Genomic DNA, 25373 nt, shown 5'->3' with positions numbered 1-25373 from the left:
CCCCTCCGGCACGCGTATGCACGGCATGTATACACGGCGGGTATACATCGTGTGTATAGTCCTGATCATGTCCATCGGTCACACGCTCCTCGGCCTCCTGGAGGCCGGCCCCCGGCACGGCTACGACCTCAAGCGCGCCTTCGACGAGAAGTTCGGCCACGACCGCCCCCTCGCCTACGGGCAGGTCTACTCGACCATGTCCCGCCTCCTGAAGAACGGCCTCGTCGAGGTCGACGGGATCGAGGCCGGCGGCGGACCCGAGCGCAAGCGGTACGCCATCACCGACGCCGGTGTCACCGACGTCTCCGCCTGGCTCGCCCAGCCCGAGAAGCCCGAGCCCTACCTCCAGTCGACCCTCTACACCAAGGTCGTCCTCGCCCTCCTGACCGGCCGCAGCGCCGCCGACCTGCTGGACACCCAGCGCGCCGAACACCTGCGGCTCATGCGCGTCCTGACCCAGCGCAAGCGCAAGGGGGACCTCGCCGACCAGCTCGTCTGCGACCACGCCCTGTTCCACCTGGAGGCCGACCTGCGGTGGCTGGAGCTCACCGCCGCCCGCCTCGGCCGGCTCTCCGAGGAGGTCCGCGGATGACTCCGGCCGGCACCCTGCTGTCCGCCACCGGCCTCCACAAGGCGTACGGGTCCACGTACGCCCTGGACGACGCCGACTTCTCCATCCACCCCGGCGAGGTCGTCGCCGTCATGGGGCCCTCCGGCTCCGGCAAGTCGACCCTGCTGCACTGCCTGGCCGGGATCGTCGTACCCGACTCCGGCACCATCACCTACGCGGGCCGCGAGCTGACCGCCATGAACGACACCGCGCGCAGCGCCCTGCGCCGCTCGGACTTCGGCTTCGTCTTCCAGTTCGGCCGGCTCGTACCCGAGCTGACCTGCGTGGAGAACGTCGCCCTGCCGCTGCGGCTGACCGGCGTCAAACGCAAGGTGGCCGAGCGGACCGCCCTGCACTGGATGGAGCAGCTCCAGGTCGACGACCTGGCGGGCAAGCGCCCCGGCGAGGTCAGCGGCGGCCAGGGCCAGCGCGTGGCCGTGGCCCGCTCCCTGGTCACCGGACCGCGGGTGATCTTCGCCGACGAGCCCACCGGCGCCCTCGACTCCCTCAACGGCGAGCTCGTGATGCAGCTGCTGACCGAGTCCGCCCGGTCCGCCAACACCGCCGTCGTCCTCGTCACGCACGAGGCCCGGGTGGCCGCGTACTCCGACCGCGAGATCGTCGTGCGCGACGGCAGGTCCCGCGACACGGAGCGGATCGTATGAACATGCTCCGGACCTGGGCCCGCGACCTGGCCATGGGCGTCCGGTTCGCCGTCGCCGGCGGCCGCGAGGGCTGGATACGCACCCTTCTGACCGGCGTGGGCGTCGGCCTCGGCGTCGCCCTGCTGCTGGGCACCACCGGCCTGCCCAACGCGCTGGCCGCCCGCGACGCACGCGGCGCGGCCCGCGAGACGATCACCTCGCCCACCGCCGACGCGCCGGGGCGGAACACCCTGCTGACCGCCCGCGCGAACATGACCTACCACTCGACCGACGTGAGCGGGCGCCTGGTCGAGCCCGAGGGCCCCGACGCGCCGCTCGCGCCCGGGCTGAAGAAGTACCCGGGCCCGGGCGAGCTCGCCGTCTCCCCCGCCCTGGACCGGCTGCTGAAGAGCGACGAGGGCAGGCTGCTGCGCGAGCGCCTCGACGGGCGGATCACGGCGGTCATCGGCGACGCCGGCCTCACCGGGCCGGGTGAGCTGTACTACTACGCGGGCACCGACCGGCTGTCCAAGGAGCCGGACGGCCGCTCCGTCGAGCGGATCACCGCCTTCGAGAGCGACCTCGACTCCCCGCCCCTCGACGCGGTCCTGACGCTCCTCGTGCTGGTCATGTTCACCGTCCTGCTGGTGCCGGTCGCGGTGTTCGTCGCGGCCGCCGTCCGCTTCGGCGGGGACCGCCGCGACCAGCGGCTCGCCGCCCTGCGCCTGGTCGGCGCGGACGGCAGGATGACCCGCCGGATCGCCGCCGGAGAGGCACTCGCCGGCTCGCTGATCGGCCTGGTCCTCGGCGCCGGGTTCTTCCTGGCGGCCCGCCGGTTCACCCCGTACGTCAGCATCCAGGGCCGCAGCCTCTTCCCCGAGGACCTCGCCCCGGACCGGCCGCTGGCCCTGATCGTCGCGGTCGCCGTCCCGGCCGCGGCCGTCCTGGTGACCCTGTTCGCGCTGCGCAACGCGATCATCGAGCCGCTGGGCGTGGTGCGCTCGGCCGCCCCCGTCAGGCGCCGCATCTGGTGGCGGCTGCTGCTGCCGCCGGCCGGTCTGGCCCTGCTGGTCCCGATGATGGGCCGCGTCAAGAACGACGGCCCGTTCAACGGGTGGCAGGTCTCCGCCGGTGTGGTGCTGCTCCTCATCGGCGTCATCGCCCTGCTGCCCTGGCTGCTGGAGCGGATGGCCGGCCTGCTCGGCGGGGCCGGACCGGTCTCCTGGCAGCTGGCCGTGCGCCGCCTGCAGCTCACCAGCGGTACCGCGGCCCGGCTGGTCGGCGGCATCGCGGTCGCGGTCGCCGGGGCGATCGCCCTGCAGATGGTCTTCGCGGGCGTCGAGAGCGAGTACACCGAGCAGACCGACCACGACCCCGTCCGGGCCTCGCTGTCGATCCTCAAGCGCTCCGGCACCGACGAGCGGCTCGCGGCTCTCGGGTCGACGGTATCCGGTGCCAAGGGCGTCGCCAGGGCCGATGTGCTGGCCACGAGGGCGGCCTCCCACGGCCCGGCGGGGAAGGCGGAGGGGGACACGATCGAGCTGACCATCGGCACGTGCACGGCCCTGCGCGAGGTCGCCGAACTGCCGTCCTGCCAGGACGGCGACGCCTTCGTCCTGACCGGCGGCGCCGCCGGGCACGGCCGGGACGGCGTCGCGGCGCCCGGCGAGAAGCTGCTCACGGGCAACGTCCACGACCCGGACGGACCGGCTCCCGTCGCCTGGACCGTACCCGCCTCGGCCCGCCCGGCACAGGCCCGCAAGGACCCGACCGGCCGGCTGCGCAGCGGCCTGCTGGTCACCCCGGCGGCCGCCCCGAAGAGCGCGGTCGGCTACGGCTCGGCCCAGGTGTTCGTCCAGCTGGACCCGAACGTGCCGGACGCGATGGAGCGGGCCCGGACGGCGGCCTACAAGGCCGATCCGCTCGCCACCGTCATGACCCTCCGGTCGACCCGTACGGCAGGCGAGTTCGGCTCCATCCGGACCGGCCTGTTCATCGGCGCCACCCTGGTGCTCGTCCTGATCGGCACCAGCCTGCTGGTGTCCCAGCTGGAGCAGCTGCGCGAGCGCCGCAGGCTCCTGGCCGCCCTGGTCGCCTTCGGCACCAAGCGCTCGACGCTCGGCCTGTCGGTGCTGTGGCAGACGGCCCTGCCGATCCTGCTCGGCCTGGCCCTGGCCACCGGCATCGGCCTCGCCCTCGGCGCGGTCCTGATGCGGATGACCAACGTGCCCGTCCGCATCGACTGGGCCTCGGTCGCGGCGATGGCCGGCATCGGCGGGGGCGTGGTCGCCGTGGTGACCCTGCTCAGCCTGCCGCCGCTGCTGCGCATGATGCGCCCGGACGGCCTGCGCACCGAGTGACGCACGCGCCGCCCGGCGCCGTACGCACGCCCGTGCGCACGTCCGTGCGCAACGCACTCCCGTACGCCCGTTCCCGGTGGTCCGCCTACGCGGCGGGCCACACGGGGAGCGGGCGTACGGCTTCGCGCAGGGCGCCCGCAATGGCGCGGAACTCCTCCTGCCGGGCGGTGCCGGTGCGCATGGCGAGGGCGATCCGCCGGGTGGGGGCGGGCTCGGCGAAGTACCCGGTGGCCAGGTACTCGTTGCGGGCGGTCTCCAGCCGCAGTGCGGTGCGCGGCAGCAGGGTGACGCCCAGCCCGCCCGCGACCAGCTGGACGAGGGTGGACAGCCCGGCGGCGGTGGTGGTGACGTCGGCGCCGTCGGTGCGCCCGGCCTCCCGGCAGATGTCCAGGGCCTGGTCGCGCAGGCAGTGGCCCTCGTCCAGCAGCAGCAGCTGCAGGCCGCGCAGTTCCTCGCGCGGGATGTCCCGGCGCCCGGCGAGCGGGTGCTCGCGGGGGGCGAGGAGGACGAAGTCCTCGTCGAACAGCGGGAGTTCGGTGACGCCGGGGACGCCGAGCGGCACGGCGAGCAGCAGCAGGTCGAGCCGGCCGGCGGCGAGCCCCTCCAGCAGGGAGGACGTCTGCTCCTCGTGCACCTGGAGGTCCATGCCCGGATAGCGGCGGTGGAACAGGCCGAGCACGGTCGGCAGCAGGTAGGGGGCGACCGTGGGGATCACCCCGAGCCGCAGGGCCCCGGTGAAGGGGGCCCGTACCGCCTCGGCCTCCTCCAGCAGGGCGCCCATGGCGTCGAGGACGGCCCGGGCGCGGACGGCGATCCGCTCGCCGGCCGGGGAGAGCAGCACCTTGCGGGTGGTGCGCTCCAGCAGCTGCACACCGAGGGCCTCCTCCAGTGCGGAGACGGCGCCGGAGAGCGCGGGCTGGCTCATTCCGATGGCGGCGGCGGCATCGCGGAAGTGCAGGTGTTCGGCGACGGCGGCGAACGCGCGCAGTTGTGCGAGCGTCGCCTGCTTCGCTCCTCTATTACCGACAGCCACTGATAAGTACCTCCGATCACCCACTGCAAGACTAGCTATTTCCGTAATCAATGCTGGCTGTGCCAGCATGTGAGACACGTCCAACCCCTCGAAAAGCGCCCAATCAGGGCGGTTTTCTCTCGCAAGGAGAGCACGTGCTCACTGTCGGTGACAAGTTCCCCACGTACGATCTGACCGCCTGCGTCTCGCTGGAAGCCGGCAAGGAGTTCGCGCAGATCGACCACAAGACCTACGAGGGCAAGTGGCGCGTGGTGTTCTTCTGGCCGAAGGACTTCACCTTCGTGTGCCCGACCGAGATCGCCGCCTTCGGCAAGCTGAACGACGAGTTCGCCGACCGCGACGCCCAGATCCTCGGCGTCTCCGGCGACTCGGAGTTCGTCCACCACGCCTGGCGCAAGGACCACGCCGACCTGCGTGACCTGCCCTTCCCGATGCTGGCCGACTCCAAGCACGAGCTGATGCAGGCCTGCGGCGTGCAGGGTGCGGACGGCTTCGCGCAGCGCGCCGTCTTCATCGTCGACCCGAACAACGAGATCCAGTTCTCGATGGTGACCGCCGGCTCCGTCGGCCGTAACCCCAAGGAGGTCCTGCGGGTCCTCGACGCCCTGCAGACGGACGAGCTGTGCCCCTGCAACTGGACCAAGGGCGAGGACACCCTGGACGCCGGCGCCCTGCTGGCCGGTGAGTGACGGATGTCCCTCGACTCCCTCAAGTCCTCGATACCGGACTTCGCCAAGGACCTGAAGCTGAACCTCGGGTCGGTCATCGGCAACCAGGACACCCTGTCGCAGCAGCAGCTGTGGGGCACGGTCCTGTCCTGCGCGATCGCCGCCCGCTCCCCGCGCGTCCTGCGTGAGCTGGAGCCCGAGGCGAAGGCGGCCCTGTCGCCGGAGGCGTACACGGCCGCCAAGTCGGCCGCCGCGATCATGGCGATGAACAACGTCTTCTACCGCACCCGCCACCTGCTCTCCGACCCGGAGTACGGCACGCTGCGGGCGGGCCTGCGGATGAACGTCATCGGCAACCCGGGCGTGGAGAAGGTCGACTTCGAGCTGTGGTCGCTCGCGGTCTCCGCGATCAACGGCTGCGGCCAGTGCCTCGACTCGCACGAGCAGGTCCTGCGCAAGGCCGGTGTCGAGCGCGACACCATCCAGGAGGCCTTCAAGATCGCTTCGGTGATCCAGGCCGTCGCGGTGACCCTCGACGCCGAGGCCGCCCTCGCCGGGTAACGGCCCGTACGGGGAAGGGGCCCCGCTGCCGTCACGGCAGCGGGGCCCCTTGCTTTTCCGCGGCTTCCGCCGCTACTTCTTCAGCCGGGCCATCAGGATCCGCATGTCCTCGATCATCGCCGCCTTGACGGCGTCCTCGTCGGGCTGCGGGCCCTCGGCGCCCGTCTCGTCGGTGTCCCCGAGCCAGCCGACGGACAGCGTGAACACCGCCCCGCCGTCGAGCACCTGGAGCCGGGGGCCCGAGGTGTACGGGGACTTGCCGCTCATCAGGGCCCGCTCGCCGAGCGCCGGCACCTGCTCCGTCTCGCCGGTGTTCGACAGCGACTCCCGGAAGGGGCCCGGGGCGACCCCGAACTCCGGCGCCGGGTCGGTCCTCTTGTGCAGCTCGACCATGATCTGCATCTGGTACGAGGTGCCCTTCTCCTCCCACTCCGTGAAGTACTCGCAGTGGGACCAGTCCAGGGCCGGGCTCTCCCGGTGGGCCCGGTGGTTCGACATGACGGGCGCGGTGGTCTTCACGAGGGTGTCGAGCCGGGTCTCCTTGCAGAGGTCCTCGGTGTGCCGGTACGCGACGCTCGGCGCCCCGAAGGAACGGTCCTGCAGCACCGGTAAGGCCGTCCACACCGCCGAGGCCAGCACGGCCCCGCCCAGTGCCCACCGCCACGGCGCCCGCGGCCTGCGCACGGTGCCCTCCGCACCGCCCTGCTGCGGCGGCGCGGCGGGCCGGTCGTCCTCCCAGCCGCCCTCCAGCTCAGGCTCGGTGATCATGGCCGGCCTCCCGCGCGGCCGACTCCAGTGCGGTGGCCCCGTGCGGGCCGGGACCGATGGGCGCGGCCCCGTGCAGGAGCTGGTCGCGCGAGTAGGCCTTCAGGTAGCCGACGACGGTGTTGGTGACGGCGACCAGCGGCACGGCGACCACCGCCCCGCCGATGCCCGCGATCATGCCGCCCGCGGCCACCACCAGCACCACCGCGAGCGGGTGCACCCGTACCGCCCGGCCGAGGATGAACGGCTGGAGGACGTGCCCCTCGATCTGCTGCACCGCCAGCACCACGGCCAGCACCAGCAGGGCGGAGACCGGCCCCTGCGTCACCAGGGCGACGACCACGGCGAGGGCGCCGGAGACCACCGCGCCGACCAGCGGGATGAAGGCGAACAGGAAGATGAACACGGCCAGCGGCACCGCCATCGGCACGTTGAGGAAGTAGATGCCCAGGCCGATGAAGATGGCGTCGATGAGCGCGACGAGGACGGTGCCGCGCACGTACGCCGTCAGGGTCCGCCAGGCGCGCGGGCCGGCGCCGGCCACGCCCCGGCGGGCGCCGGCCGGGACCAGGCCCAGCGCCCAGCCCCAGATGCGCGCGCCGTCGTAGAGCAGGAACAGCGTCGAGAACATCGCGAGCAGCATCCCGGTGAGCACCTCGACCAGGACGGTCACGCCCTGGAGGCCGGCGGAGGTGATCTGCTCGGTGTTGGTGCCGATGGTCTCGCTGAGGTTCTTCGCGATGTCGTTGATCTGCTTCTCGGTCACGTGGAACGGACTGTCCAGTGCCCAGAGTTTGAGCTCGTTGATGCCGTCGCGGACGCGGGCGGAGAGGTCGTCGAGGTTCTCCATGACCTGCCAGACCACGAACCAGCCGACCAGGCCGATGATCACGAAGCCGAGGACGGCGGTGACGGCGGTGGCGAGCCCGCGCGGCAGGCCGAGCCGGCGCAGCCGGACCACGAAGGGCTGGAGCAGCGCGGTGACCAGCATGGCCGCGGCGAACGCGAGGACGACCAGCCGGACTTCGCTGATCACCTTCATCAGGACCCAGAGCATGCCCGCGAGCAGCAGCAGCCGCCAGCTGGCCTCGGCGGCGACCCGCATGCCCCAGGGGAGCACGCTCGCCGGGTCGGGGCGCTCGGGCAGCGCGGTCGGGGCCGGGTCCGCGGTGCGGCCGGGGTGCCCCGGGCGGTCCGGGTGCTCGGCGGAGGTGCCGGGCGCCGGGGTGGGCGGCCCGGCGGCGGGCCGGGCCGGGCCCCCGCCCTTGCCCTCCCCCTCACTCCCGCCTTCCCCCTCGGACTCGACCACGGCGCGCCGGGCGGCCAGTCCGGCCTCCATCCGGCTCAGCCTGTTCGCGAGCCGGCCGAGCCAGCCTGCCCTGTTCGCCATCTCGTTCCTTCCCCCCCCACCTGCGGACACACTCCGACAGACCGTACACGCGGGAAGCCCCGCACCGTCGGACGGTGCGGGGCTTCCCGGAGTCGAGCGGCTGCGGCTCGGGCCGGGTCTAGTACCAGCCGTTGGCCTGGTGGAAGCTCCAGGCTCCGCAGGGGCTTTTGTAGCGTTCGTTCATGTAGTTCAGGCCCCACTGGATCTGGGTGGCCGGGTTGGTGCGCCAGTCGGAGGCGACCGAGGACATCTTCGACCCGGGAAGCGCCTGGACCAGGCCGTACGCGCCCGAAGACGAGTTCACGGCCTTGTAGTTCCAGGTGGATTCCTGGTTGATGATGTTGGAGAAGCACTGGAACTGGCCGCTCGGGACGATCTGCCGGGCGATTTCCTTGACCTGCGCGACCGTGTAGGAGCTCTGGGGCGCGAAGTCGGAGGCGCTGCGCGTGGCGGAGCGGCTGGCGATCTCCTCCTGCGCCTCGCGCTCCTTCTTCAGCTTCTCGTCCGCTGCCTTCTGGGCCTCGGCCTTCTTGGCCTTGGCGTCCTCGGCGGCCTGGAGCCGGGCGGCCTCCTCGGCCGAACGGCGGGCCTCGGCGTCGGCGCCCTGCGCGATGGTGTCGGCCTGCTGTGCCAGGGAGCCGCTCTGGACCTCGACCTGCTCGCCGACCGGAACGTCGGTCAGGAGGGTGGCCCCGGACGCGGTGGTCTCCAGGTCGTTCGCGGAGGGGTCGCCTGCGGCGACGCCCACGACTGCGCCCACGGTGGTGACCGCGGTGGCCGACGCCACTGCGAACCCCCGGACCGAGATCCGGCTCACACGATGTCCTTCCAGCAGCGTCCGCAGTGACCGGGCGGGCGCAAGAGTGCCCCTGACGCTGGCCTCCGTGGAACTTCTGTCACTGGAGGCGCGGGCCCGTGGGCAACTCCCTTGCGGGGGCTGCCGCGTGATGCTCGGGCGACATACGGCGAACGTCTGTGGAGTTGTGGTGGTGCACGCATCTCACGGGAGATACAACTGTGCCGTATGCGGGGCCTGACGGAAAACAGACTCTGCCGGACCCCGCCACCGCAAGGCAATTCTGTGTTGCGTGGGAAAGGTCACACCCGGCATGTCGCCCCGTGTTTCACCGAAGGCCTGTGCAGCACGACGCCGCCCGGCTAGGCTCTTGGACCTTTGCCGGGCGGCGTCAACCAACTGTCCCGCTATGGGGTTTTCACCCCGTTCGCTCCTACAGGTTCTCCAGCATCTCCGTCACCAGCGCCGCGATCGGCGAGCGCTCGGATCGGGTCAGCGTGACGTGGGCGAAGAGCGGATGCCCCTTCAGTTTCTCGACGACGGCGACCACTCCGTCGTACCGGCCGACCCGGAGGTTGTCGCGCTGGGCGACGTCGTGGGTCAGAACCACCCGCGAATTCGCCCCGATCCGGGACAGAACGGTCAGAAGGACATTGCGCTCCAGGGACTGGGCCTCGTCGACGATGACGAACGCGTCGTGCAGCGAGCGGCCGCGGATGTGGGTGAGCGGCAGGACCTCCAGCATCCCCCGGTTCAGCACCTCCTCGATGACCTCCCGCCCGGCCACCGCCGAGAGGGTGTCGAAGACCGCCTGCGCCCAGGGGCTCATCTTCTCGGACTGGTCCCCGGGCAGGTAGCCCAGCTCCTGCCCGCCCACCGCGTACAGCGGCCGGAAGACCATCACCTTCTGGTGCTGCCGGCGCTCCAGTACGGCCTCCAGGCCCGCGCACAGCGCCAGCGCCGACTTGCCGGTGCCGGCCCGGCCGCCCATGGAGATGATCCCGATCTCGGGGTCGAGCAGCAGGTCGAGCGCGATGCGCTGCTCGGCGCTGCGGCCGTGCAGCCCGAAGGCCTCGCGGTCGCCGCGGACGAGCCGGACGTTGCCGTCGGCCGTGACCCGGCCCAGGGCCTTGCCGCGTTCGGACTGGAGGATCAGTCCCGTGTGCACGGGCAGTTCGGCGGCATCCGGGACGTAGAGCCGCTCCTCGGAGTAGAGGAGGTCGATCTGCTCCGCGGAGAGCGCGAGCTCGGTCATGCCGGTCCAGCCGGCGTCGGTGATCGCGAGCTCCGCGCGGTACTCCTCGGCGAGCAGCCCCACGGAGGAGGCCTTGATGCGCAGCGGGAGATCCTTCGAGACGACCGTGACGTCGTAGCCCTCGGCCTGGAGGTTGCGGGCGACCGCGAGGATCCGCGAGTCGTTGTCCCCCAGCCGGAAGCCTGCGGGCAGGACGCCGGGGTCGGAGTGGTTGAGTTCGACACGCAGGCTGCCGCCGAGCTCGCCGATCGGGATGGGGGCGTCGAGCCGGCCGTTGCGGACCCGGTAGTCGTCCAGCAGGCGCAGGGCCTGGCGGGCGAAGTAGCCGAGTTCGGGATGGTGGCGCTTGGCCTCCAACTCCGTGATCACCACGATCGGGAGCACGACCTCGTGCTCGTCGAAGCGGGTGATGGCGTTGGGGTCTGCCAGCAGGACGCTGGTGTCGAGGACGTAGGTCCGCCTGTCGGGCAGGCGGCGCTTAGTGCTGGTCACCACGGAAGGACGTACCCCCTCGTAAGAGGTCGGGCCTTGAAGACCGGACCGGTCATCGGCACCCCTGCGAGGGCCGAATTCCGGCCCTCCCGTTTCGTCCGTGCGAACCGCACGTGCGTCCTGGTGCAAAGGGCCTCCCGGGCGGACGGCCCCATGCCGTCCGCTGAGACTCGACACCCGTGGATCGGGCATCGACCTGAAAGGGATATTCCCCGAACAGGCTCGGCCATGCCTTGGCATATGACGGACGCTCGGTGAACCCCAGGTGAAAGGCTTGCGGTGGTGACCCGGGGGGCGGGAGGGGGTGGAGGGGGCCGAGGGGGCGTCAGACGCCCCCGCCCTCAGACCCCGTAGCGGCGGTGGCGGGCCGCGTAGTCGCGCAGCGCGCGCAGGAAGTCGACCTTGCGGAAGGCCGGCCAGAACACCTCGCAGAAGTAGTACTCGGAGTGCGCGCTCTGCCACAGCATGAATCCGGACAGGCGCTGCTCGCCGCTGGTGCGGATGACGAGGTCCGGGTCGGGCTGGCCGCGCGTGTAGAGGTGCTCGGCGATGTGGTCGATGTCGAGGATCTCGGCGAGCTCCTCGATGGAGGTGCCCTTGGCGGCGTGCTCCAGCAGCAGCGAGCGGACCGCGTCGGTGATCTCCTGCCGGCCGCCGTAGCCCACGGCGACGTTGACGACTATCCCCTTGACGTCGTGCGTGGCCTGCTCGGCCTCCTTGAGCACGGTCTGGGTCCGCGCGGGCAGGATGTCGAGGTTGCCGACGTGGTGGACGCGCCAGCGGCCGTCCGCGGCGAGGCCCCGGACGGTGTTCTCGATGATGTTGAGCAGCGGGCGGAGCTCGTCCTCCGGCCGGTCCAGGTTGTCCGTGGAGAGCATCCACAGGGTGACGACCTCGACGTCCGTCTCGGTGCACCAGCCCAGCATTTCGGAAATCTTGTCGGCCCCGGCCTGGTGGCCCTGTTCGGTGGTGCCTCCGGACGCCTTCGCCCAGCGCCGGTTGCCGTCCAGGATCACACCGATGTGCTTGGGCGACGCGGCATGGTCGAGGCGGCCTTCCACCCGGCGTGCGTACAGCCTGTACACCAGGTCGCGCAGCTTCACGATCTTCGAGCCCCTCCGTGCAGTGCCCCCGTGCGAAATGCGGTCCGTCCCCCGGTCCGCCACATTACTGCGCGGTGGGATCCGGTACCCAACTCGGCCTGTCACAGGTCCGTGATAGAGAGGACAACGTGACTGATAACAATCCCTATCGGGCAGAGTCCGCCCGCTACGACGCGATGGAGTACCGTCGCAGCGGCCTCAGCGGCCTCAAGCTTCCCGCGATCTCCCTCGGCCTCTGGCACAACTTCGGCGACGACAAGTCGCTGGAGTCCCAGAGGGCCATCCTGCGCCGTGCCTTCGACCTCGGCGTGACCCACTTCGACCTGGCGAACAACTACGGCCCGCCCCCCGGCTCGGCCGAGCTGAACTTCGGCAAGATCTTCGCCGAGGACTTCGCGGCGTACCGCGACGAGCTGATCATCTCCACCAAGGCCGGGTACCTGATGCACCCCGGCCCGTACGGCGAGTGGGGCAGCCGGAAGTACCTGCTCGGCTCCCTGGACGCCTCGCTGAAGCGGATGGGCCTCGACTACGTCGACATCTTCTACTCGCACCGCTTCGACCCGGAGACCCCGCTGGAGGAGACGATGGGCGCCCTGGCGTCCGCGGTCCAGCAGGGCAAGGCGCTCTACGCCGGCATCTCCTCCTACACCGCGGAGCAGACGGCGGAGGCGGCGCGGATCCTGCGCGGCATGGGCGTGCGGCCGCTGATCCACCAGCCCTCGTACTCCATGATCAACCGCTGGACGGAGGACGACCGGCTGCTGGACACCCTGGAGGAGGCCGGCATGGGCTGCATCTCCTTCGCGCCGCTGGCGCAGGGCCTGCTGACCGGCAAGTACCTCGGGGGCGGCATCCCGGAGGGCTCGCGCGCCGCGGCGGGCAAGTCCCTCGACCCGGGCATGCTCTCGCCGGAGGTGCAGCGCCGCCTGGAGGGCCTGAACGAGATCGCGGCCCGGCGCGGGCAGTCGCTGGCGCAGCTGGCGCTGTCCTGGGTGCTGCGGGACGAGCGGATGACCTCGGCCCTGATCGGCGCGTCGAGCGTCCGGCAGCTGGAGGAGAACGTGGCCGCGCTCAGCGGTTCGCCCCTGACGGAGGAGGAACTGAAGGAGATCGACTCCTTCGCGGTCTCCACCCCGGGCACCAACCTCTGGGCCCAGCGCGGCTGACCTGCGCTTTTGTCGAGGGGAACGCGTGAGAACGGCAAAAAAGAAAACGGGCCGGTCCGTGGGGGGGATACGGACCGGCCCGAGGGGGGGGTTCCACCATAACCCTTCGTAAAGCGTTATGCGTGCATCGGCGCCAAATGATTACGCTCCGAAACCACCCAGGAGCACTCCGGTGAGGGCGCCGGCCGCCATGAAAGGGCCGAAGGGGAACGCCTGCTTCCGCCCATTGGGGCTGCGCAGGGCCACTCCGAGGCCGTAGACGGCCCCGTAGAGGAAGCCGAGGAAGGCCCCGAAGAGCCATACCCCCCACCCGTACCACCCAAGAGCGACCCCCAGGGCGAGCGCCAGCTTGACGTCCCCGAAACCCATCCCGGCTGGGTTGATCAGGAACAGCAGGAGGTACGCGGCGCCCAGCGCGGCCCCGCCGAGCAGCGCGAGCCGCCAGGAGCCGGCGGCACCGGGCACGAGGGCGGCGGCGCCCAGGGCGGCGGCCGCGGCGGCGGCCAGGGGCAGGGTCAGCACGTCCGGCAGGCGGTGCACGGCGAGGTCGACGAGGGCGAGCAGGACGAGTACGGGCGCCAGCCCGGCGAAGACGGCCGCCTCGGGCCGCGGCCCGGCAGCCCAGGCCAGCGCGGCGCAGACAACACCCGTGAACACCGCGATCCCGCCACTCCGGGGCCCGTAGCGGTGGCCGGAGGCACCGGGACAGCGCGCAGGCCCCCACCAGCCGCGCAGCGGGTGCCCCTCGGGGCAGTGGCCGCGCCAGGGGGCGTCCGGCTCGACGGAGAGGCGGTAGGCGGCGCGCGGCAGCAGCAGCCCTGCGGCGACGCCGTACCCGGCGGCAAGGATGATCACGACCACGGCCATCCGCCGACGGTAGGCGGCAGCGCCCCGCCCGGCACGGGCCCGTGGACCCAACCAAGGGGCCCGGGGAACTGCGCGACCGGCCACACCGCGCCCGCAGCCGACCACCGGACCACCGACACACCGCGGGGGCACGGGCCCGTGCCCCGAAGGGGCGCGGGGAACTGCGCGACCGGCCACACCGCGCCCGCAGCCGACCACCGGACCGGCAGGCACGTCGCGGCACCCCGCGGAGCGCCTAAGGTGTCGGCCATGGGTCGGGGGCGGCGGTGGACGGACGGCGAGGGCGGCGTGCTGCGGGCGAGCGCGGACGGCGTGCCGGTGCCGCTGGAGATCGCGGCCTCGTACCGGGCCCGTACCCGCGGCCTGCTGGGCCGGGACGGGATCGCCGGCGCCCTGCTGCTGACCCCGGCCGGGAGCGTGCACACCTTCGGGATGCGGTTCGCCATCGACGTGGCGTACCTGGACCGGGACCTGCGCGTGATCGCCCTGACCACGATGGCCCCGGGCCGGCTGGGGCTGCCCCGGCTGCGGTCCCGGCACGTGCTGGAGGCCGAGGCGGGGGCGATGGCGGGCTGGGGGATCCGGGCCGGCGTGCGGGTGTCGATGGCCGGACCGTCTCATCCCGCACTGGGCGGTGGGCCCGCCCGGCGGTAGGTTGGGGCGGTTGAGCCGGGGTGGCAGGGGAGCGGCGGATGACGGAGAACGCGCGGGTCAGGGCACTGGAGCAGATCATGCCCGCGACCCACGGCGCTGATGAGGACATCGACTGGCGGGCGGCCGAGGCCGTCTGGGGCACCCGTTTCCCGTCCGATTTCGTGGCCTTCATGGGCCGCTTCGGTGCGGGCTCCATCAACGGCGAGGCCAGCGTGCTGCTGCCGCTGCCCAAGGCCGGACTCCAGTGGGATCCGGCCGAGATGGCCGAGGAGACCGCCAACGCCCGCAAGCGGTGGGAGGAGGAGGGCGGCCGGGCCGCCTTCGACACGGACCCGGGGTCGATCATCGCCTGGGGCGTCACCGGCGGCTCCGACATCCTGTGCTGGCTGGCGGCCGACCCCGATCCGGACCGCTGGCCGGTCCTGGTGATCGGCCGGCACACGGCCGACACCTTCGCCGTGTACCCGTACGGCATGGCGGAGTTCCTGCTGCGGCTGTGCTCCGACGAGTTCGACGTGAGCCCTGTCGGCATCACCTTCTGGGACGGCGGGCGGCTCAGCTTCGTGCACTGGCGCAAGGCCCAGCGCCGCTGGCAGGAGGGCCGCAACCCCGAGACGGGGGACCCCGACCCGTACGCGGGCGAGTTCGCCGACTGACCGCACGATCCGGCTGACCTGATCCTGGCACGAGGCGCGCGCCAGGGGGATCGGCGTGGGCACCGTGTCCATGCCGGTCTCGGACACGATGGGCGCCGGGGAGACCCCGCCGGCGGTCGGTGTCGCCGACTGGATGATGGCGTTCAGGCAGCACGGCAGGCAGGAGCAGATCGGGGCGTTCCTGGACTTCGTCTACCGGGACGAGAACCTGGCCGACTTCGCGGGCCGCTACCACCTGCTGCCTTCGACCGTCTCGGCCTCCCGCAACCCGGCCGGCGGCCTGGACAAGAACGACGAGCTGTTCCTGACCGCCTTGCGCGGCGCACGGCTCTACCCGGTGAACGACCCGTCGTGGGTGGAGGTCAGCGACACCATCAAGCGCACCGTCGGCCGCGCCGTCGAGCCGGGCGGCGACCCCAAGGCCGTCCTGGACGAGATCGCCGCGAAGGCGAAGCAGGCCGGCAAACAGCGCTGAGCGGCATGGCAGCCGGCGCCTGTCCCGTGGTCCCGTTCGTCCTCCGTCCGGGGGAACCGTGACCGAAAAACGATCTACGCCTCTGCCGCACGCCGTCCCGTGCGCCAGAATGACTGCCGCGGCCCTTGATCCGAGGCCGCCGGCCAGCCGCCCGCGGCGCGCCCACAAGGTGCGCGTGACGGCCGGCCCTCCTCCACCGCCCCGCCTTCGCCGCGCTAGCCGTTGCCGGCCCCGGCTCCGGCTCCGGCTCCGGCTCCGGCCGAGAAGGCCGTCCGGTGGTTCTCGCAGCTCGCGTTCCAGGGCATCGAGCCGGTGAGCGTCCCGTAGCCGGTGCGGGTGACCGACCACTCGACCGTGTAGTCCCCCGAGTCGCAGGCGATCCGCTTGTTGCCGGGGACCTTGGCGCGCCCCTTCGCCGGCTGGTCCGCCAGCTCCTTGTGCACCTCCAGCACCTTGCCGTGCCGCGGCGAGCGGAGCACGGCGTGCACGACGATCGGGTGCCGGCCGTCCTTCGTCGTCACGGCCTTCTTCACCAGCATCGAGTCCGACACCGCCCAGCCGAAGTCGAAGTCGGGGTGCCAGGCCAGGGTCTTCGGGTCGCCGGTCCGGCGCGGGTAGTCCGGGGCGTCGGGGTGCCCGGGGCGGGACACCGTCTTGTACCGGATGCCGGGGTGGAAGCGCAGCTGCGCCTCCACCTTGTGCATGTCGTCCTCGGTCCACATCGACTTCATCGTCTTCTCGCCGCCGCCCGGGTCCTGCAGGTACGGGCCCTCCGCGGCGGTGGCGGCGGCGGCCTGACCGAGGACGGGGGTGAGGGCGGCCGCGGCGGCGGCGAGGGCGAGAGCGGCGGTGCGGGTGCGCTTCATGCCCGGTCCAACGGGGGCCGCGGCGGGCCGGAACGAGACGTGGCCGGCTTTCACCCGTACGGGGAGCACCCCGGAATATCCCATGATCGCCTTCCGTTTCGGGTGCCGACCAACTGCACGCGACAGCAAGGGAGTCGGAATGGGCACGCAGGTGCACGGGACGGTGGCGGCGGGCTGGGAGCCGGTGCGTGAGGCGTTCGCCGCCTTCGCCGCGGCCGCGGAGCACTCCCCCGAGGCGCAGCTGGCGGTGCACCACGGCGGCCGCCGCGTGGTCGACCTGTGGGCCGGCGAGGACACCGGCCCCGACACCCTGACCGGCGTGTACTCGATCAGCAAGGGCGCGGCGCACCTGGTGGTGGCGCTGCTGGTGCAGGACGGGCTGCTGGAGCTGGAGCGGCCGGTGTCGGCGTACTGGCCGGAGTTCACCGGGCACGGCAAGGAGCGGCTGACGGTGCGGCAGCTGGTCGCGCACCGGTCGGGCCTGGTCAACACCGAGGAGGGCTTCGACTACGACGAGATCGCCGACGACGCGCTGATCGCGGCCCGGCTGGCGGCGGCGCGGCCGTACTGGGAGCCGGGGACCGCGTACGGCTACCACGCGTTCGTCATCGGCGCGCTGACCGGCGAGCTGGTGCGGCGGGTGACCGGGCGGTCCCTGCAGGAGGTGTACGAGGAGCGGATCCGCGCCCCGTACGGGCTGGACCTGTACCTGGGGCTGCCGCGGGAGCTGGAGGGCCGCTGGAAGCCGGTGCTGGAGATGCGCGCCACACCCGAGCAGCTGGCGGCGGCGGCCGAGGGCGGGGCGGCGCTGCCGGAGCTGCTGCCGGTGGCGTTCAACGCGCACCGGGAGCCGCCGATGGACCTGGTGGTGTTCGCCAACCACCCGAGGGTGCGGGAGCTGGGCCCGGCCTCGGCGGGCGGCATGGGCACGGCGCGCGGCGTGGCGGGCCTGTACGCGGCGGCGATCGGCGCGGCGGAAGGCCGCCCGGCGCTGCTGGAGCCGGGGACGGCGGCCGAGTGGGCGCGGCTGCACACCCCGGGCGAGGACCGGGTCACCCCGCAGTCGGACCACTTCGGGCTGGGCTTCGAGCAGCAGCCGACGGTCGGCCCGCGGGCGTTCGGGCACAGCGGCGCGGCGGGCGGCCTGGGCTGGGCGGACCCGGCGACGGGGATCGCGTACGGGTACGTGCGCCGCCGGTACGCCTTCCCGGGCGGCGCGGCCCCGGAGAACGAGCCCCTGACGGCCGCGGTCCTGAACGCGGCCGCGGCCCGGTGATCAGACTGCCCTTTCTCGGTGGGTCCGCGCCCACCCAGGTGATGGGTCCGCAGCGCCCGTCCCACCCGAAGGTCCGGGCCGCAGCTCGCCGCCGAGGCCCGGGTCAGTGAAAGCCGAGCATGCCGGGGGTGTCGATGCCGATGGCGAGGATGCCGGGCGGGTAGCGGTTCTCGTGATCACGTGGCGTTCCTGCCGGGCCTGGCGAGGGCCTTCTGCGCGGCGATGCGCCGCAGGTTGCCGAGCACATCGAGGGAGGCGAACTCCTCGTCGCTGACGTCGACGCCGATCACCTCACGCGCATGCGCCCGCGCCGCGGCGACCCGCTCGGCCCGCTGCGCGGCGGTGGGGTGCGCGGCCGCCAGCGCGTCGGCCGACTGCCCGATGCTCAGCCCGCGCTCTTCGGCGAGCGCGGCGAGGTGGTCGCGCGTCTGCTTCGTCACCTGGATCGTCGTATGGGCCATGGAGCGACCATAGGTCTCCTGTAGTCGCGGGGCTGGTCTCGGTCACGGGCCGGCCGGCCCCTGGCGGGGGCGGGGCCCGGGGCCGGGGCCGGGGCCGGAGTGGTCAGGCCTGGCCGGTTTCGAAGCGGCTGATGTGGCCGCCGTCGGTGACGGTGAACTTCCAGGCGGTCCGCATCTCGCCCCAGGTGTCGTTGCGGTAGTTGACGACGAGGCCCCGGCCGCCCTGCGTCTCCGTGACGACGTCCATGTGGCCGGCGGAGGAGAAGATCTCCTTGTCGGCCCAGACCCGCAGGTCGCGGTCGGAGCCGTCGTCGGACATGGTCGCGTCGGGTGTGAGGAGCTCGTAGAAGGCCTCCTCGTCGTGGGCGTTGACGGCGTTGACGAAGGCTCTGACGGCCGGGTCGGACAGTTTGTTCGGGGCGATGGTCACAGGGGCTCCTGGTCGGTTCCTCGGTGCGGGGGCGCTGGTGCGCCCGTACGTTCAGGGAACACCCGGCGGGGCGCGTTGCCGCCGACCCTCACCCGTTCGCCGCCGGACGGCGTGTCAGGCGTGGCAGGCGTGTCAGGGCGTGTCGGGGTCGGTGCGCACCGGGAAGCCGGTGGGGCGGTCCTGTTCGTCCAGCCAGGCCAGGACGCGGTCGAGGGCTTCGACGCTCTGCCGGCGGTCGCCGCCGGCGTCGTGGAACAAGATCGTGGGGCCGTTGCCTATGTTCCGCTTGACGGCGTCGACGATGGCGGCGGTCCCCGGCTTCTGGAAGTCCTTCGTGTCGATGTTCCAGCCGAGCGGGCGCATGCCGTTGGCGGCGGCTATGCGCCGGCTGTCCGGGGTGAACGCGCCGCCGGGGGCGCGGTAGTACTCGACCTTGGCGCCGCCGCCCGCCGCCTCCTCGATCAGCTTCTTCGCGTCGAGTATCTGCTTCTCCTGGTACTCGACGGGCTTCTTGTCCATGGTGGTGTCGTGGTCCATGGAGTGGTCGCAGAGCCGGTGGCCGTCCGCGACGACCTTCTTGACCAGGTCGGGGTGGGCCTTGGCGCGCGGGCCGACCATGCAGAAGGTGGCCTTCACGTCGTGCTTCTTCAGCACTTCGAGGACCTTCGGGGTCCAGTTGGGGTCCGGGCCGTCGTCGATGGTGATGTTCACGGCGTTCCCGCCGCTCTCGGAGGAGTGGGCTATGGACTCGGGCATCTGCGGCCCGCTGCCGCCCGGGGCGCCTCCCTTCCCGTCGGCCTTCCCGTCGGTCTTCCCGTCGCTCTTGCCACCCTCGCCGGCGGGGTTGCCCGTGCTGCCGTCGGTGTTGCCGGGGGCCGGTGCGTCGTGCTCGCGCGAGAGGTTCTGGTCTGCTGCGCCGTTCGGCTCGACGAGGGTCGCCACCCCCCACACCGTCGCCGCCACCGCAGCGGCCGAAGCCGCGATGGCGATCCGGGAACGCGTACCCAGCCTGCGCATGCGTGCCGTGAAGTCCATGAACCGTCCACTCCCCTCTCCGCGTTGCCGCGCTCTGAGGTTCATGACGTGCAGGCCGGGGATCGGGTTCCCACCAATTTCCCCATTGGCACCGGTTGATGACCTTGGTCCTGGACCTCCCGGAATAAAGTCCTGACCTGGGACGAAACCGGCAGGTGGGGGCGTGTGGGCGACATGTTCACCGCACACGGAAGACCCCGGCCCCGGCGGTGCTCCGCCGGGGCCGGGGCCTGTGTGAGAAGGGGGGCCGGTGGGCCCGGTGAGGGTCCGTCAGCGGGCGACCGGCTCCGCTGCCGCCGACTTCCCGGCGGCGGCCGCACCGCCCGCGCCACCCGCACCGGCCTCGGTCGGGGCCGGACCGGCGCCCCGCAGCGGGACCTCCTTGACGAACCAGGCAGCCGCGAAGCCCAGTACGGCCACGAACGCGCCGAGCAGGAACGCGGAGTGCGTACCGGCGGCGACCGCGTGCTGGTACGCCTCGCGCACCGCCTCCGGCAGCTTGGCCAGGCTCGCCGCGTCGAGTTGGGCGGATCCGGCGGCGGCGCCGGCCTGCGGGCCGAGGCGCTCGACCATGGTGTCGGTGACCCGGCTGGTGAACAGGGAGCCCATCAGGGCCACGCCGAACGAGCCGCCGAGCGTACGGAAGAGGGTGGCCGAGGAGGACGCGACGCCCATGTCCTTCATCTCGACGCTGTTCTGCGCGACCAGCATGGTGATCTGCATCAGGAAGCCGAGTCCGGCGCCGAGTACGGCCATGTAGACGCCGGAGACGAGGCGGCTGGTGCCGGTGTCCATCGTCGCCAGCAGGTACATGCCCACGACCATGAGCGCGCCGCCGACGATCGGGAAGATCTTGTACTTGCCGCTGCTGGTGGTGATGCGGCCCGAGACGAGCGAGACGGCCATCATCGACAGCAGCATCGGGAGCAGCAGCAGGCCGGAGTTGGTGGCGGAGGCGCCCTGGACCGTCTGCTGGAACAGCGGGAGGTAGAGGACGCCGCCGAACATCGCGAAGCCGACGAGGAAGCCGATCACCGACATGAGGGTGAAGTTGCGGCTGCGGAAGATGTGCAGCGGGATGACCGGCTCGGCGGCCTTGGTCTCGGTGAAGAGGAAGGCGCCGACGGAGACGACGCCCAGCAGGATCAGGCCGAGGATCTCGGTGGAGCCCCAGGCGTACTCGGTGCCGCCCCAGGTGGTGACGAGCACGGTGGAGGTGATGGCCACCGTCAGCAGCGCCGCACCCAGGTAGTCGATCTTGCCCTGGGACTTCTTCTTGGGCAGGTGCAGGACGGCGGTGACCATGGCGAGGGCGACGGCGCCGAGCGGCAGGTTGATGTAGAAGGACCAGCGCCAGCCCATGTGGTCGGTGATGGTGCCGCCGACCAGCGGGCCGCCGATCATGGCGAGGGCCATCACGCCGGCCATCATGCCCTGGTACTTGCCGCGGTCGCGGGGCGGGATCAGGTCGCCGATGATCGCCATGACGCCGACCATCAGACCGCCGGCGCCGAGGCCCTGGACGGCGCGGAAGCCGATGAGCTGGCCCATGTCCTGGGCCATGCCGCTGAGCGCGGAGCCGATCAGGAAGATGACGATGGAGGTGAGGAAGGAGCCCTTCCGCCCGTACATGTCGCCGATCTTGCCCCAGATGGGGGTGGAGGCCGCGGTGGCCAGGGTGTAGGCCGTGACCACCCAGGACAGGTGTTCCAGGCCGCCGAGCTCACCGACGATCGTCGGCATCGCGGTGCCGATGATCATGTTGTCGAGCATCGCCAGCAGCATCGCGATCATCAGGGCCATCAGGACGACCCGTACGCTGCGCGGCTTCACCTCCCCCGAGGCCTCGACCGTCTTGCTGACGCTGTCGACCATGATTCCGCTCCCCGTTGGCACATCACTCGGCGCCGGGCGACTGCACTTCAGCACCCTCTCGGCACTTACTTGACGCCCGGCTAGTTCACTACACTGGGGACGGTAGACCCGTCACTAGCCGGGCGTCAAGTAAGTTCATGGGGAGATGCATGTCCAGCAGCAGTCCGCAGGGGCGACGTGGCAACACGCGCCAGCGCATCCAGGACGTCGCACTGGAGCTCTTCGCCGAGCAGGGGTACGAGAAGACGTCGCTGCGCGAGATCGCGGAGCGGCTGGAGGTCACGAAGGCGGCGCTGTACTACCACTTCAAGACCAAGGAAGACATCATCATCAGCGTCTTCGAGGACGTGACGCGGCCCATCGACGAGCTGATCGATTGGGCCCGGCAGCAGCCCCGGCCGTGCACCCTGGAGACCAAGCGGGAGGTGCTGCGCCGCTACAGCGAGGCCATGGCGGCGGGCGCCCAGCTGTACCGCTTCATGCAGGAGAACCAGGCGACGATGCGGGAGCTCAGCATCGGCGAGACGGTCAAGCAGCGACTGTTCTACCTGGTCGAGGTGCTGCGCAACGACGACGGCCCGCTCACGGACCAGGTCCGCTGCGTCAGCGCCCTGTTCACGCTGCACGCGGGCATGATGTTCCTCCAACACGTGGAGGGCGACCCGGAGGAGACCCGCGCGGCCGCCCTGGAGGTCGCGATCGACCTCATCACCCAGGCCCACCACGGCTCCTGACCGGCCGGGCCCCGGCCGGATCGGCGAGCGGCGATCCGGCCGGAACAGGGGCTCGACAACGGGTGCGGGTCGCCGGACCATGCGCGTATACGCGTGAGCCGTGTCTGGGGGGCGGATGAGCACGAGTCGCGATGCGGAAGATCCGGGCGGCCGGGTGCCGGAGGGCCGCCCCTGGGCAAGCGGCAATCCAAGACCCGGCGGCGCCCCCGGCGGCTCCGGCAGCACACCGGGCAGCTCCGACGGGATGATGCCGCCGCAGGTCAGGAACCTTCGGGTGCTGCTGATGGTCCTCGGCGGGGTGCAGGCCGTCGTCGGACTCGGCCTGGTGACCAACAGCGTTGCCGTCGCCACGGCCATCTGGGGTGAAGGCGACGCTTCGACCCCGTGCTGCACCACCCCGGGCGAGGACCACGCCGGGATCATCGTCTTCGCCGGTCTGCTCGTGCTGGCGCTCGCCGCCTGGGGCATCGTGACCGCCCTCAAGTTCCCCACGCGCCAGGCCGTCCTGCGCGTCTCCGCCGCCGCCTACGGCTGGACCGCACTGCCGTTCACCTGGGTGCTCTACCAGCTGATCCCCATCCCCGCCCTCGGGCTCGCCTGGCTGGTGCCGGCGGTCTTCGTCCTGGTCCGCGTCAGGCAGCCGGAGTCCTGGGCCTGGTTCAGCGCGCCCAGCTGAGCGCCACGTACCCGAACCGGGCTAGCCGGGGAGGTAGGCGAGGGCGCCGGCGCGGGGCAGCGTCACCCAGGTCCGCGTCCCGCCGCCCGGCTCCCGCGAGTCCCCGAACCCCCACTCCCCGCCGCACTCCCGCACGACCACCCGCAGCAGCCGGAGCGCAGCCCGGCGCCGGGCCTCGCAGTGCGCGGCGATCCTGGGGTGGCCGTGGGCCTGGTGCCCGTCGTACGCAGCGATCCGCAGGGTGTCATCGCGATACCGGGCGGACAGGTACAGCTGACCGCCGGGGTCCAGCCGCCAGGCCGCGGCCAGCAGCTCCCCGGTCACCTGCACGGCGGCGGGCGCGAGCCGGTCGAGCCCGTGCGCGTGCAGGGCCGCCTCCACCGCGGACCGCGCGATCTGCGCACTCCAGGACTCCCCCGGCAGGCTGAGACTGCAGGCCAGCATGTCGGGCAACGGCCCCCGCCCGGACCCGACTTCGACCCGGGAGGTCGGGCAGGCGGCAAAGTCGTCGGCGGACGGGTACGCGAAAGACGGCACGGACATCTCGAACTCCTCAAGCACTACACGGCGGTTGGCACTGGCGTGGCTGCGGTGAGGTCGACGCGCACGGATGGCTACGCAATACCGGGCAGCTGTGACTCCGCCCCCGAAGCAGGACATGGCGCGGCCCGGGGATGCACTTCAACTGCCTTGCGTGAGCGGTGCGATACGGACTGTAGCCGCTCGGGTGGGCTATTCACCACCGGATCCCGGTGATTGGCCCACCTCGTGGTGAATGGGTGGGCGTGCACGGCAGACTGCACGCATGCCACCCAGGACCACACCCACGGAACGGCAGAAGCGCTTGGGCGCCGAAGTGCGGAGAATGCGACTCGCGGCGGGCGTCTCCGCCGAATCCGCGGCCGGGCTGCTCGGCATCGACCGCTCGAAGGTCTCCGCGATCGAGCAGGGGATCCGCACCATCAGCGAAGAGCGGCTGCGGTCGTTGGCCTGCCACTGCGACTGCGCGGATGCGGAGTACATCGACGCCCTCGTCGCCCTGGCCCAGCCCGGCAAGCGCGGCTGGTGGGAGCGCTACCGGGGCTCGCTGCCAGCCGCTGTACTGGACATCGCCGAGCTGGAACAGCACGCTCAGCGCATGCGGTGCGGGCACTCGGTCCACGTCCCCGGCCTGCTGCAGACCAGCGACCACGCCCTCGCCATCTTCAGGTTCGCCGTCCCCGCCCTTCCGGAGCCGGCGGTGGCGTTGCGCCTTGCACACCGGCTGGAGCGCCAGCAGGTCCTGGACGGCGAGTCGGCACCCGAGTACGTTGCCGTCGTCCACGAGGCGGCGCTCCGCATGGAGTTCGGCGGCCCCAAGGTTGTACGCGCACAGTTGGAACACCTGCTGAATATGTCGGAGCGGGACAACGTGACACTGCGCGTCCAGCCGTTCAAGGCCGGCGGGTTCCCCGGAGCGGGGCAGACGGTCAACTACCTGGAGGGACCGGTTCCCCAGCTCGACACCGTGCAGATCGACAGCACGCACGGACCTGACTTCCTACACACTGAGGCTCAACTAGCGAAATACCGAGTCCAGTTGGACTGGATGGAGCAACTCAGCCTGACACCGGCGGCGTCACGGGACTTCATCCGCAACCTCGCCCACGAGCTTTGAGAGGACCGATGGCCGACATCACCTGGGAAGACGCCTTCTGCGCGGAAGGCAGCGCCTGTTACCGCATCGGCGTGGACCGCGAAGGGAACAGTTACATCGCGGTCGCCGGGCAGGAAGCCACGTACATCACCGACAGCAGGGAAGCCCTGCGCCAGCTGATCCGGGACATCAAGGCCGGCAAGGCCGACCACCTCCTCGGCACCTAGCTTGCCGGGAGGTCGGCACCGCGGTGGGCTCCTGGACGGGTGGGTACGCCACCGATCGACGCGCCGCCGGCCTCGGCGATTCAGGCCAGCTGCAGAAGCCTGCGGCGGATGCAGGCGCTCGCCGCATCGGGTTGTCGGCAACGTCCCCAATCTGGTGGGCCGGGCAGTCACACGTGCGCGGCACTGCATCGTCGACACCCCGGCGAGGTGACAGACAGAGCACGAACAAATATCCGACCCCCGGGCGCCTCGCTAGGTTGAGGCTGCTGATCAAGGAGTGGTACGTGGGCACGCTTTGCGTTCCCGTACCCGAGCACAGAGGGGGAACACGTGAAGAAGCTTCTTCGCGCACTTGTCGCAGCAGGCGCAGTGGCGGCCAGCGTTGGGGCGCTGAGCACGCCCGCGAACGCGGCCAGCGGTGGCGGGTGCAGTGGCTACGGCGGACATACATGGTGGGATGGGATGAGGGCCTGCATCTCCGCTCCCTCCCACGGGGTCGGGCGCCCTGACGCCTACATCACCCTCTCTCAGGGGCACCCTGCATGCACCATCAACATCATCGCTTTCCGCTGGAGCGATTCGGCGATCGTGTCGCGTGCCTCGTACCCGTGCCCCAGCGGTGGGATCTACGAGCAGCGGTACACCGCACCCGACTTCTA

General features: G+C 71.6%; 27 protein-coding genes. 14 read left to right on the top strand and 13 right to left on the bottom strand.

Annotated elements, in window-relative coordinates; genetic code table 11:
• Window positions 1-67: 67 nt before the first annotated feature.
• From ACIQUT_RS12695 to ACIQUT_RS12685, 3 genes are read left to right on the top strand one after another with little or no spacing between them, the layout of a single operon-like run.
• Window positions 68-592: a PadR family transcriptional regulator gene (locus tag ACIQUT_RS12695; protein ID WP_403562287.1), complete on the top strand. Its 525-nt coding sequence runs from the start codon at window positions 68-70 to the stop codon at window positions 590-592.
• The gene (locus tag ACIQUT_RS12690) at window positions 589-1275 is read left to right on the top strand and encodes an ABC transporter ATP-binding protein (RefSeq protein WP_403562285.1); all 687 of its coding nucleotides are present in this window, start codon (window positions 589-591) and stop codon (window positions 1273-1275) included. The genes ACIQUT_RS12695 and ACIQUT_RS12690 overlap by 4 nt, the downstream gene beginning before the upstream one ends.
• Window positions 1272-3614 carry an FtsX-like permease family protein gene (locus ACIQUT_RS12685; protein WP_403562283.1) on the top strand — a complete coding sequence of 781 codons (2343 nt, stop codon included), beginning with the start codon at window positions 1272-1274 and terminating at the stop codon, window positions 3612-3614. The genes ACIQUT_RS12690 and ACIQUT_RS12685 overlap by 4 nt, the downstream gene beginning before the upstream one ends.
• A gap of 85 nt (window positions 3615-3699) precedes the next feature.
• Here the strand turns inward: ACIQUT_RS12685 and ACIQUT_RS12680 are convergent, their stop codons facing one another.
• Window positions 3700-4647, bottom strand: a complete 948-nt coding sequence (locus ACIQUT_RS12680; RefSeq protein WP_403562281.1) for a hydrogen peroxide-inducible genes activator — start codon at window positions 4645-4647, stop codon at window positions 3700-3702.
• 134 nt (window positions 4648-4781) lie between these two features.
• On the opposite strand from ACIQUT_RS12680, the gene ACIQUT_RS12675 reads away from it, so the two are divergent.
• Complete coding sequence (locus ACIQUT_RS12675) at window positions 4782-5336, top strand: peroxiredoxin (RefSeq protein WP_403562279.1); 555 nt, start codon at window positions 4782-4784, stop codon at window positions 5334-5336.
• A gap of 3 nt (window positions 5337-5339) precedes the next feature.
• Window positions 5340-5876 (top strand): alkyl hydroperoxide reductase, encoded by a 537-nt coding sequence (locus tag ACIQUT_RS12670; protein ID WP_403562277.1) that lies wholly within the window; start codon window positions 5340-5342, stop codon window positions 5874-5876.
• A gap of 72 nt (window positions 5877-5948) precedes the next feature.
• On the opposite strand, the gene ACIQUT_RS12665 is transcribed toward ACIQUT_RS12670, so the two are convergent.
• The 5 genes from ACIQUT_RS12665 to ACIQUT_RS12645 all read right to left on the bottom strand — a co-directional run bounded on the left by ACIQUT_RS12665 (window position 5949) and on the right by ACIQUT_RS12645 (window position 11677).
• Window positions 5949-6644 (bottom strand): hypothetical protein, encoded by a 696-nt coding sequence (locus ACIQUT_RS12665; protein ID WP_403562275.1) that lies wholly within the window; start codon window positions 6642-6644, stop codon window positions 5949-5951.
• On the bottom strand, window positions 6628-8031 hold the full coding sequence (locus tag ACIQUT_RS12660; protein ID WP_403562273.1) for an AI-2E family transporter: 1404 nt from the start codon (window positions 8029-8031) through the stop codon (window positions 6628-6630). Before ACIQUT_RS12660 ends, ACIQUT_RS12665 begins: the two co-directional genes overlap by 17 nt.
• A 118-nt stretch (window positions 8032-8149) precedes the next feature.
• Entirely contained in the window at window positions 8150-8848 is a 699-nt protein-coding gene (locus ACIQUT_RS12655) for a transglycosylase SLT domain-containing protein (protein WP_403562271.1), read from the bottom strand.
• A 412-nt stretch (window positions 8849-9260) separates the two neighbouring features.
• Entirely contained in the window at window positions 9261-10577 is a 1317-nt protein-coding gene (locus ACIQUT_RS12650) for a PhoH family protein (protein ID WP_403562269.1), read from the bottom strand.
• A gap of 338 nt (window positions 10578-10915) precedes the next feature.
• On the bottom strand, window positions 10916-11677 hold the full coding sequence (locus ACIQUT_RS12645; protein ID WP_403562267.1) for an isoprenyl transferase: 762 nt from the start codon (window positions 11675-11677) through the stop codon (window positions 10916-10918).
• Between the two features lie 128 nt (window positions 11678-11805).
• Here ACIQUT_RS12645 and mgrA point away from each other — a divergent pair, with 128 nt between their 5' ends.
• Window positions 11806-12846 (top strand): L-glyceraldehyde 3-phosphate reductase, encoded by a 1041-nt coding sequence (gene mgrA, locus ACIQUT_RS12640; RefSeq protein WP_403562265.1) that lies wholly within the window; start codon window positions 11806-11808, stop codon window positions 12844-12846.
• A gap of 141 nt (window positions 12847-12987) precedes the next feature.
• Here mgrA and ACIQUT_RS12635 read toward each other — a convergent pair whose 3' ends face one another.
• Window positions 12988-13713, bottom strand: coding sequence for a prepilin peptidase (locus ACIQUT_RS12635; RefSeq protein ID WP_403562263.1), 726 nt, complete (start codon window positions 13711-13713; stop codon window positions 12988-12990).
• Between the two features lie 249 nt (window positions 13714-13962).
• Between ACIQUT_RS12635 and ACIQUT_RS12630 the strand changes: the two genes are divergently transcribed.
• The 3 genes from ACIQUT_RS12630 to ACIQUT_RS12620 are packed head-to-tail and all read left to right on the top strand — an operon-like array spanning window position 13963 to window position 15498.
• The gene (locus tag ACIQUT_RS12630) at window positions 13963-14367 is read left to right on the top strand and encodes a DUF192 domain-containing protein (protein ID WP_403562261.1); all 405 of its coding nucleotides are present in this window, start codon (window positions 13963-13965) and stop codon (window positions 14365-14367) included.
• Between the two features lie 38 nt (window positions 14368-14405).
• Window positions 14406-15023: an SMI1/KNR4 family protein gene (locus ACIQUT_RS12625; protein ID WP_403562259.1), complete on the top strand. Its 618-nt coding sequence runs from the start codon at window positions 14406-14408 to the stop codon at window positions 15021-15023.
• A 55-nt stretch (window positions 15024-15078) separates the two neighbouring features.
• Complete coding sequence (locus tag ACIQUT_RS12620) at window positions 15079-15498, top strand: hypothetical protein (RefSeq protein ID WP_403562256.1); 420 nt, start codon at window positions 15079-15081, stop codon at window positions 15496-15498.
• 215 nt (window positions 15499-15713) lie between these two features.
• Here ACIQUT_RS12620 and ACIQUT_RS12615 read toward each other — a convergent pair whose 3' ends face one another.
• Window positions 15714-16448: a hypothetical protein gene (locus ACIQUT_RS12615; RefSeq protein WP_403562254.1), complete on the bottom strand. Its 735-nt coding sequence runs from the start codon at window positions 16446-16448 to the stop codon at window positions 15714-15716.
• Window positions 16449-16503: 55 nt separating this feature from the next.
• Between ACIQUT_RS12615 and ACIQUT_RS12610 the strand changes: the two genes are divergently transcribed.
• Window positions 16504-17640, top strand: coding sequence for a serine hydrolase domain-containing protein (locus ACIQUT_RS12610; RefSeq protein ID WP_403562253.1), 1137 nt, complete (start codon window positions 16504-16506; stop codon window positions 17638-17640).
• Window positions 17641-17816: 176 nt separating this feature from the next.
• Here the strand turns inward: ACIQUT_RS12610 and ACIQUT_RS12605 are convergent, their stop codons facing one another.
• From ACIQUT_RS12605 to ACIQUT_RS12590, 4 genes are all read right to left on the bottom strand, one after another.
• Window positions 17817-18101, bottom strand: coding sequence for a hypothetical protein (locus tag ACIQUT_RS12605; RefSeq protein WP_403562251.1), 285 nt, complete (start codon window positions 18099-18101; stop codon window positions 17817-17819).
• Between the two features lie 103 nt (window positions 18102-18204).
• Complete coding sequence (locus ACIQUT_RS12600) at window positions 18205-18531, bottom strand: nuclear transport factor 2 family protein (protein WP_403562249.1); 327 nt, start codon at window positions 18529-18531, stop codon at window positions 18205-18207.
• Between the two features lie 132 nt (window positions 18532-18663).
• Complete coding sequence (locus ACIQUT_RS12595) at window positions 18664-19566, bottom strand: polysaccharide deacetylase family protein (protein WP_403562247.1); 903 nt, start codon at window positions 19564-19566, stop codon at window positions 18664-18666.
• A 270-nt stretch (window positions 19567-19836) separates the two neighbouring features.
• The gene (locus tag ACIQUT_RS12590; RefSeq protein WP_403562245.1) at window positions 19837-21441 is read right to left on the bottom strand and encodes an MDR family MFS transporter; all 1605 of its coding nucleotides are present in this window, start codon (window positions 21439-21441) and stop codon (window positions 19837-19839) included.
• Window positions 21442-21590: 149 nt separating this feature from the next.
• Between ACIQUT_RS12590 and ACIQUT_RS12585 the strand changes: the two genes are divergently transcribed.
• Both ACIQUT_RS12585 and ACIQUT_RS12580 read left to right on the top strand, forming a co-directional pair.
• Complete coding sequence (locus ACIQUT_RS12585) at window positions 21591-22175, top strand: TetR/AcrR family transcriptional regulator (RefSeq protein WP_403562243.1); 585 nt, start codon at window positions 21591-21593, stop codon at window positions 22173-22175.
• A gap of 115 nt (window positions 22176-22290) precedes the next feature.
• Entirely contained in the window at window positions 22291-22851 is a 561-nt protein-coding gene (locus ACIQUT_RS12580; protein ID WP_403562241.1) for a hypothetical protein, read from the top strand.
• 21 nt (window positions 22852-22872) lie between these two features.
• On the opposite strand, the gene ACIQUT_RS12575 is transcribed toward ACIQUT_RS12580, so the two are convergent.
• On the bottom strand, window positions 22873-23394 hold the full coding sequence (locus tag ACIQUT_RS12575) for an ATP-binding protein (protein WP_403562239.1): 522 nt from the start codon (window positions 23392-23394) through the stop codon (window positions 22873-22875).
• 262 nt (window positions 23395-23656) lie between these two features.
• Here ACIQUT_RS12575 and ACIQUT_RS12570 point away from each other — a divergent pair, with 262 nt between their 5' ends.
• Both ACIQUT_RS12570 and ACIQUT_RS12565 read left to right on the top strand, forming a co-directional pair.
• Window positions 23657-24508, top strand: coding sequence for a helix-turn-helix domain-containing protein (locus tag ACIQUT_RS12570; protein ID WP_403562237.1), 852 nt, complete (start codon window positions 23657-23659; stop codon window positions 24506-24508).
• 8 nt (window positions 24509-24516) lie between these two features.
• Window positions 24517-24714, top strand: coding sequence for a hypothetical protein (locus tag ACIQUT_RS12565; RefSeq protein ID WP_403562235.1), 198 nt, complete (start codon window positions 24517-24519; stop codon window positions 24712-24714).
• Window positions 24715-25373 lie beyond the last annotated feature (659 nt).

Origin of the sequence: Streptomyces sp. NPDC090445, from assembly GCF_044769385.1 — a bacterium.
GTDB lineage: Bacteria > Actinomycetota > Actinomycetes > Streptomycetales > Streptomycetaceae > Streptomyces.
Note: the sequence above shows the minus strand (reverse complement) of the source record. Positions and strands in the feature narration are given on the sequence as shown.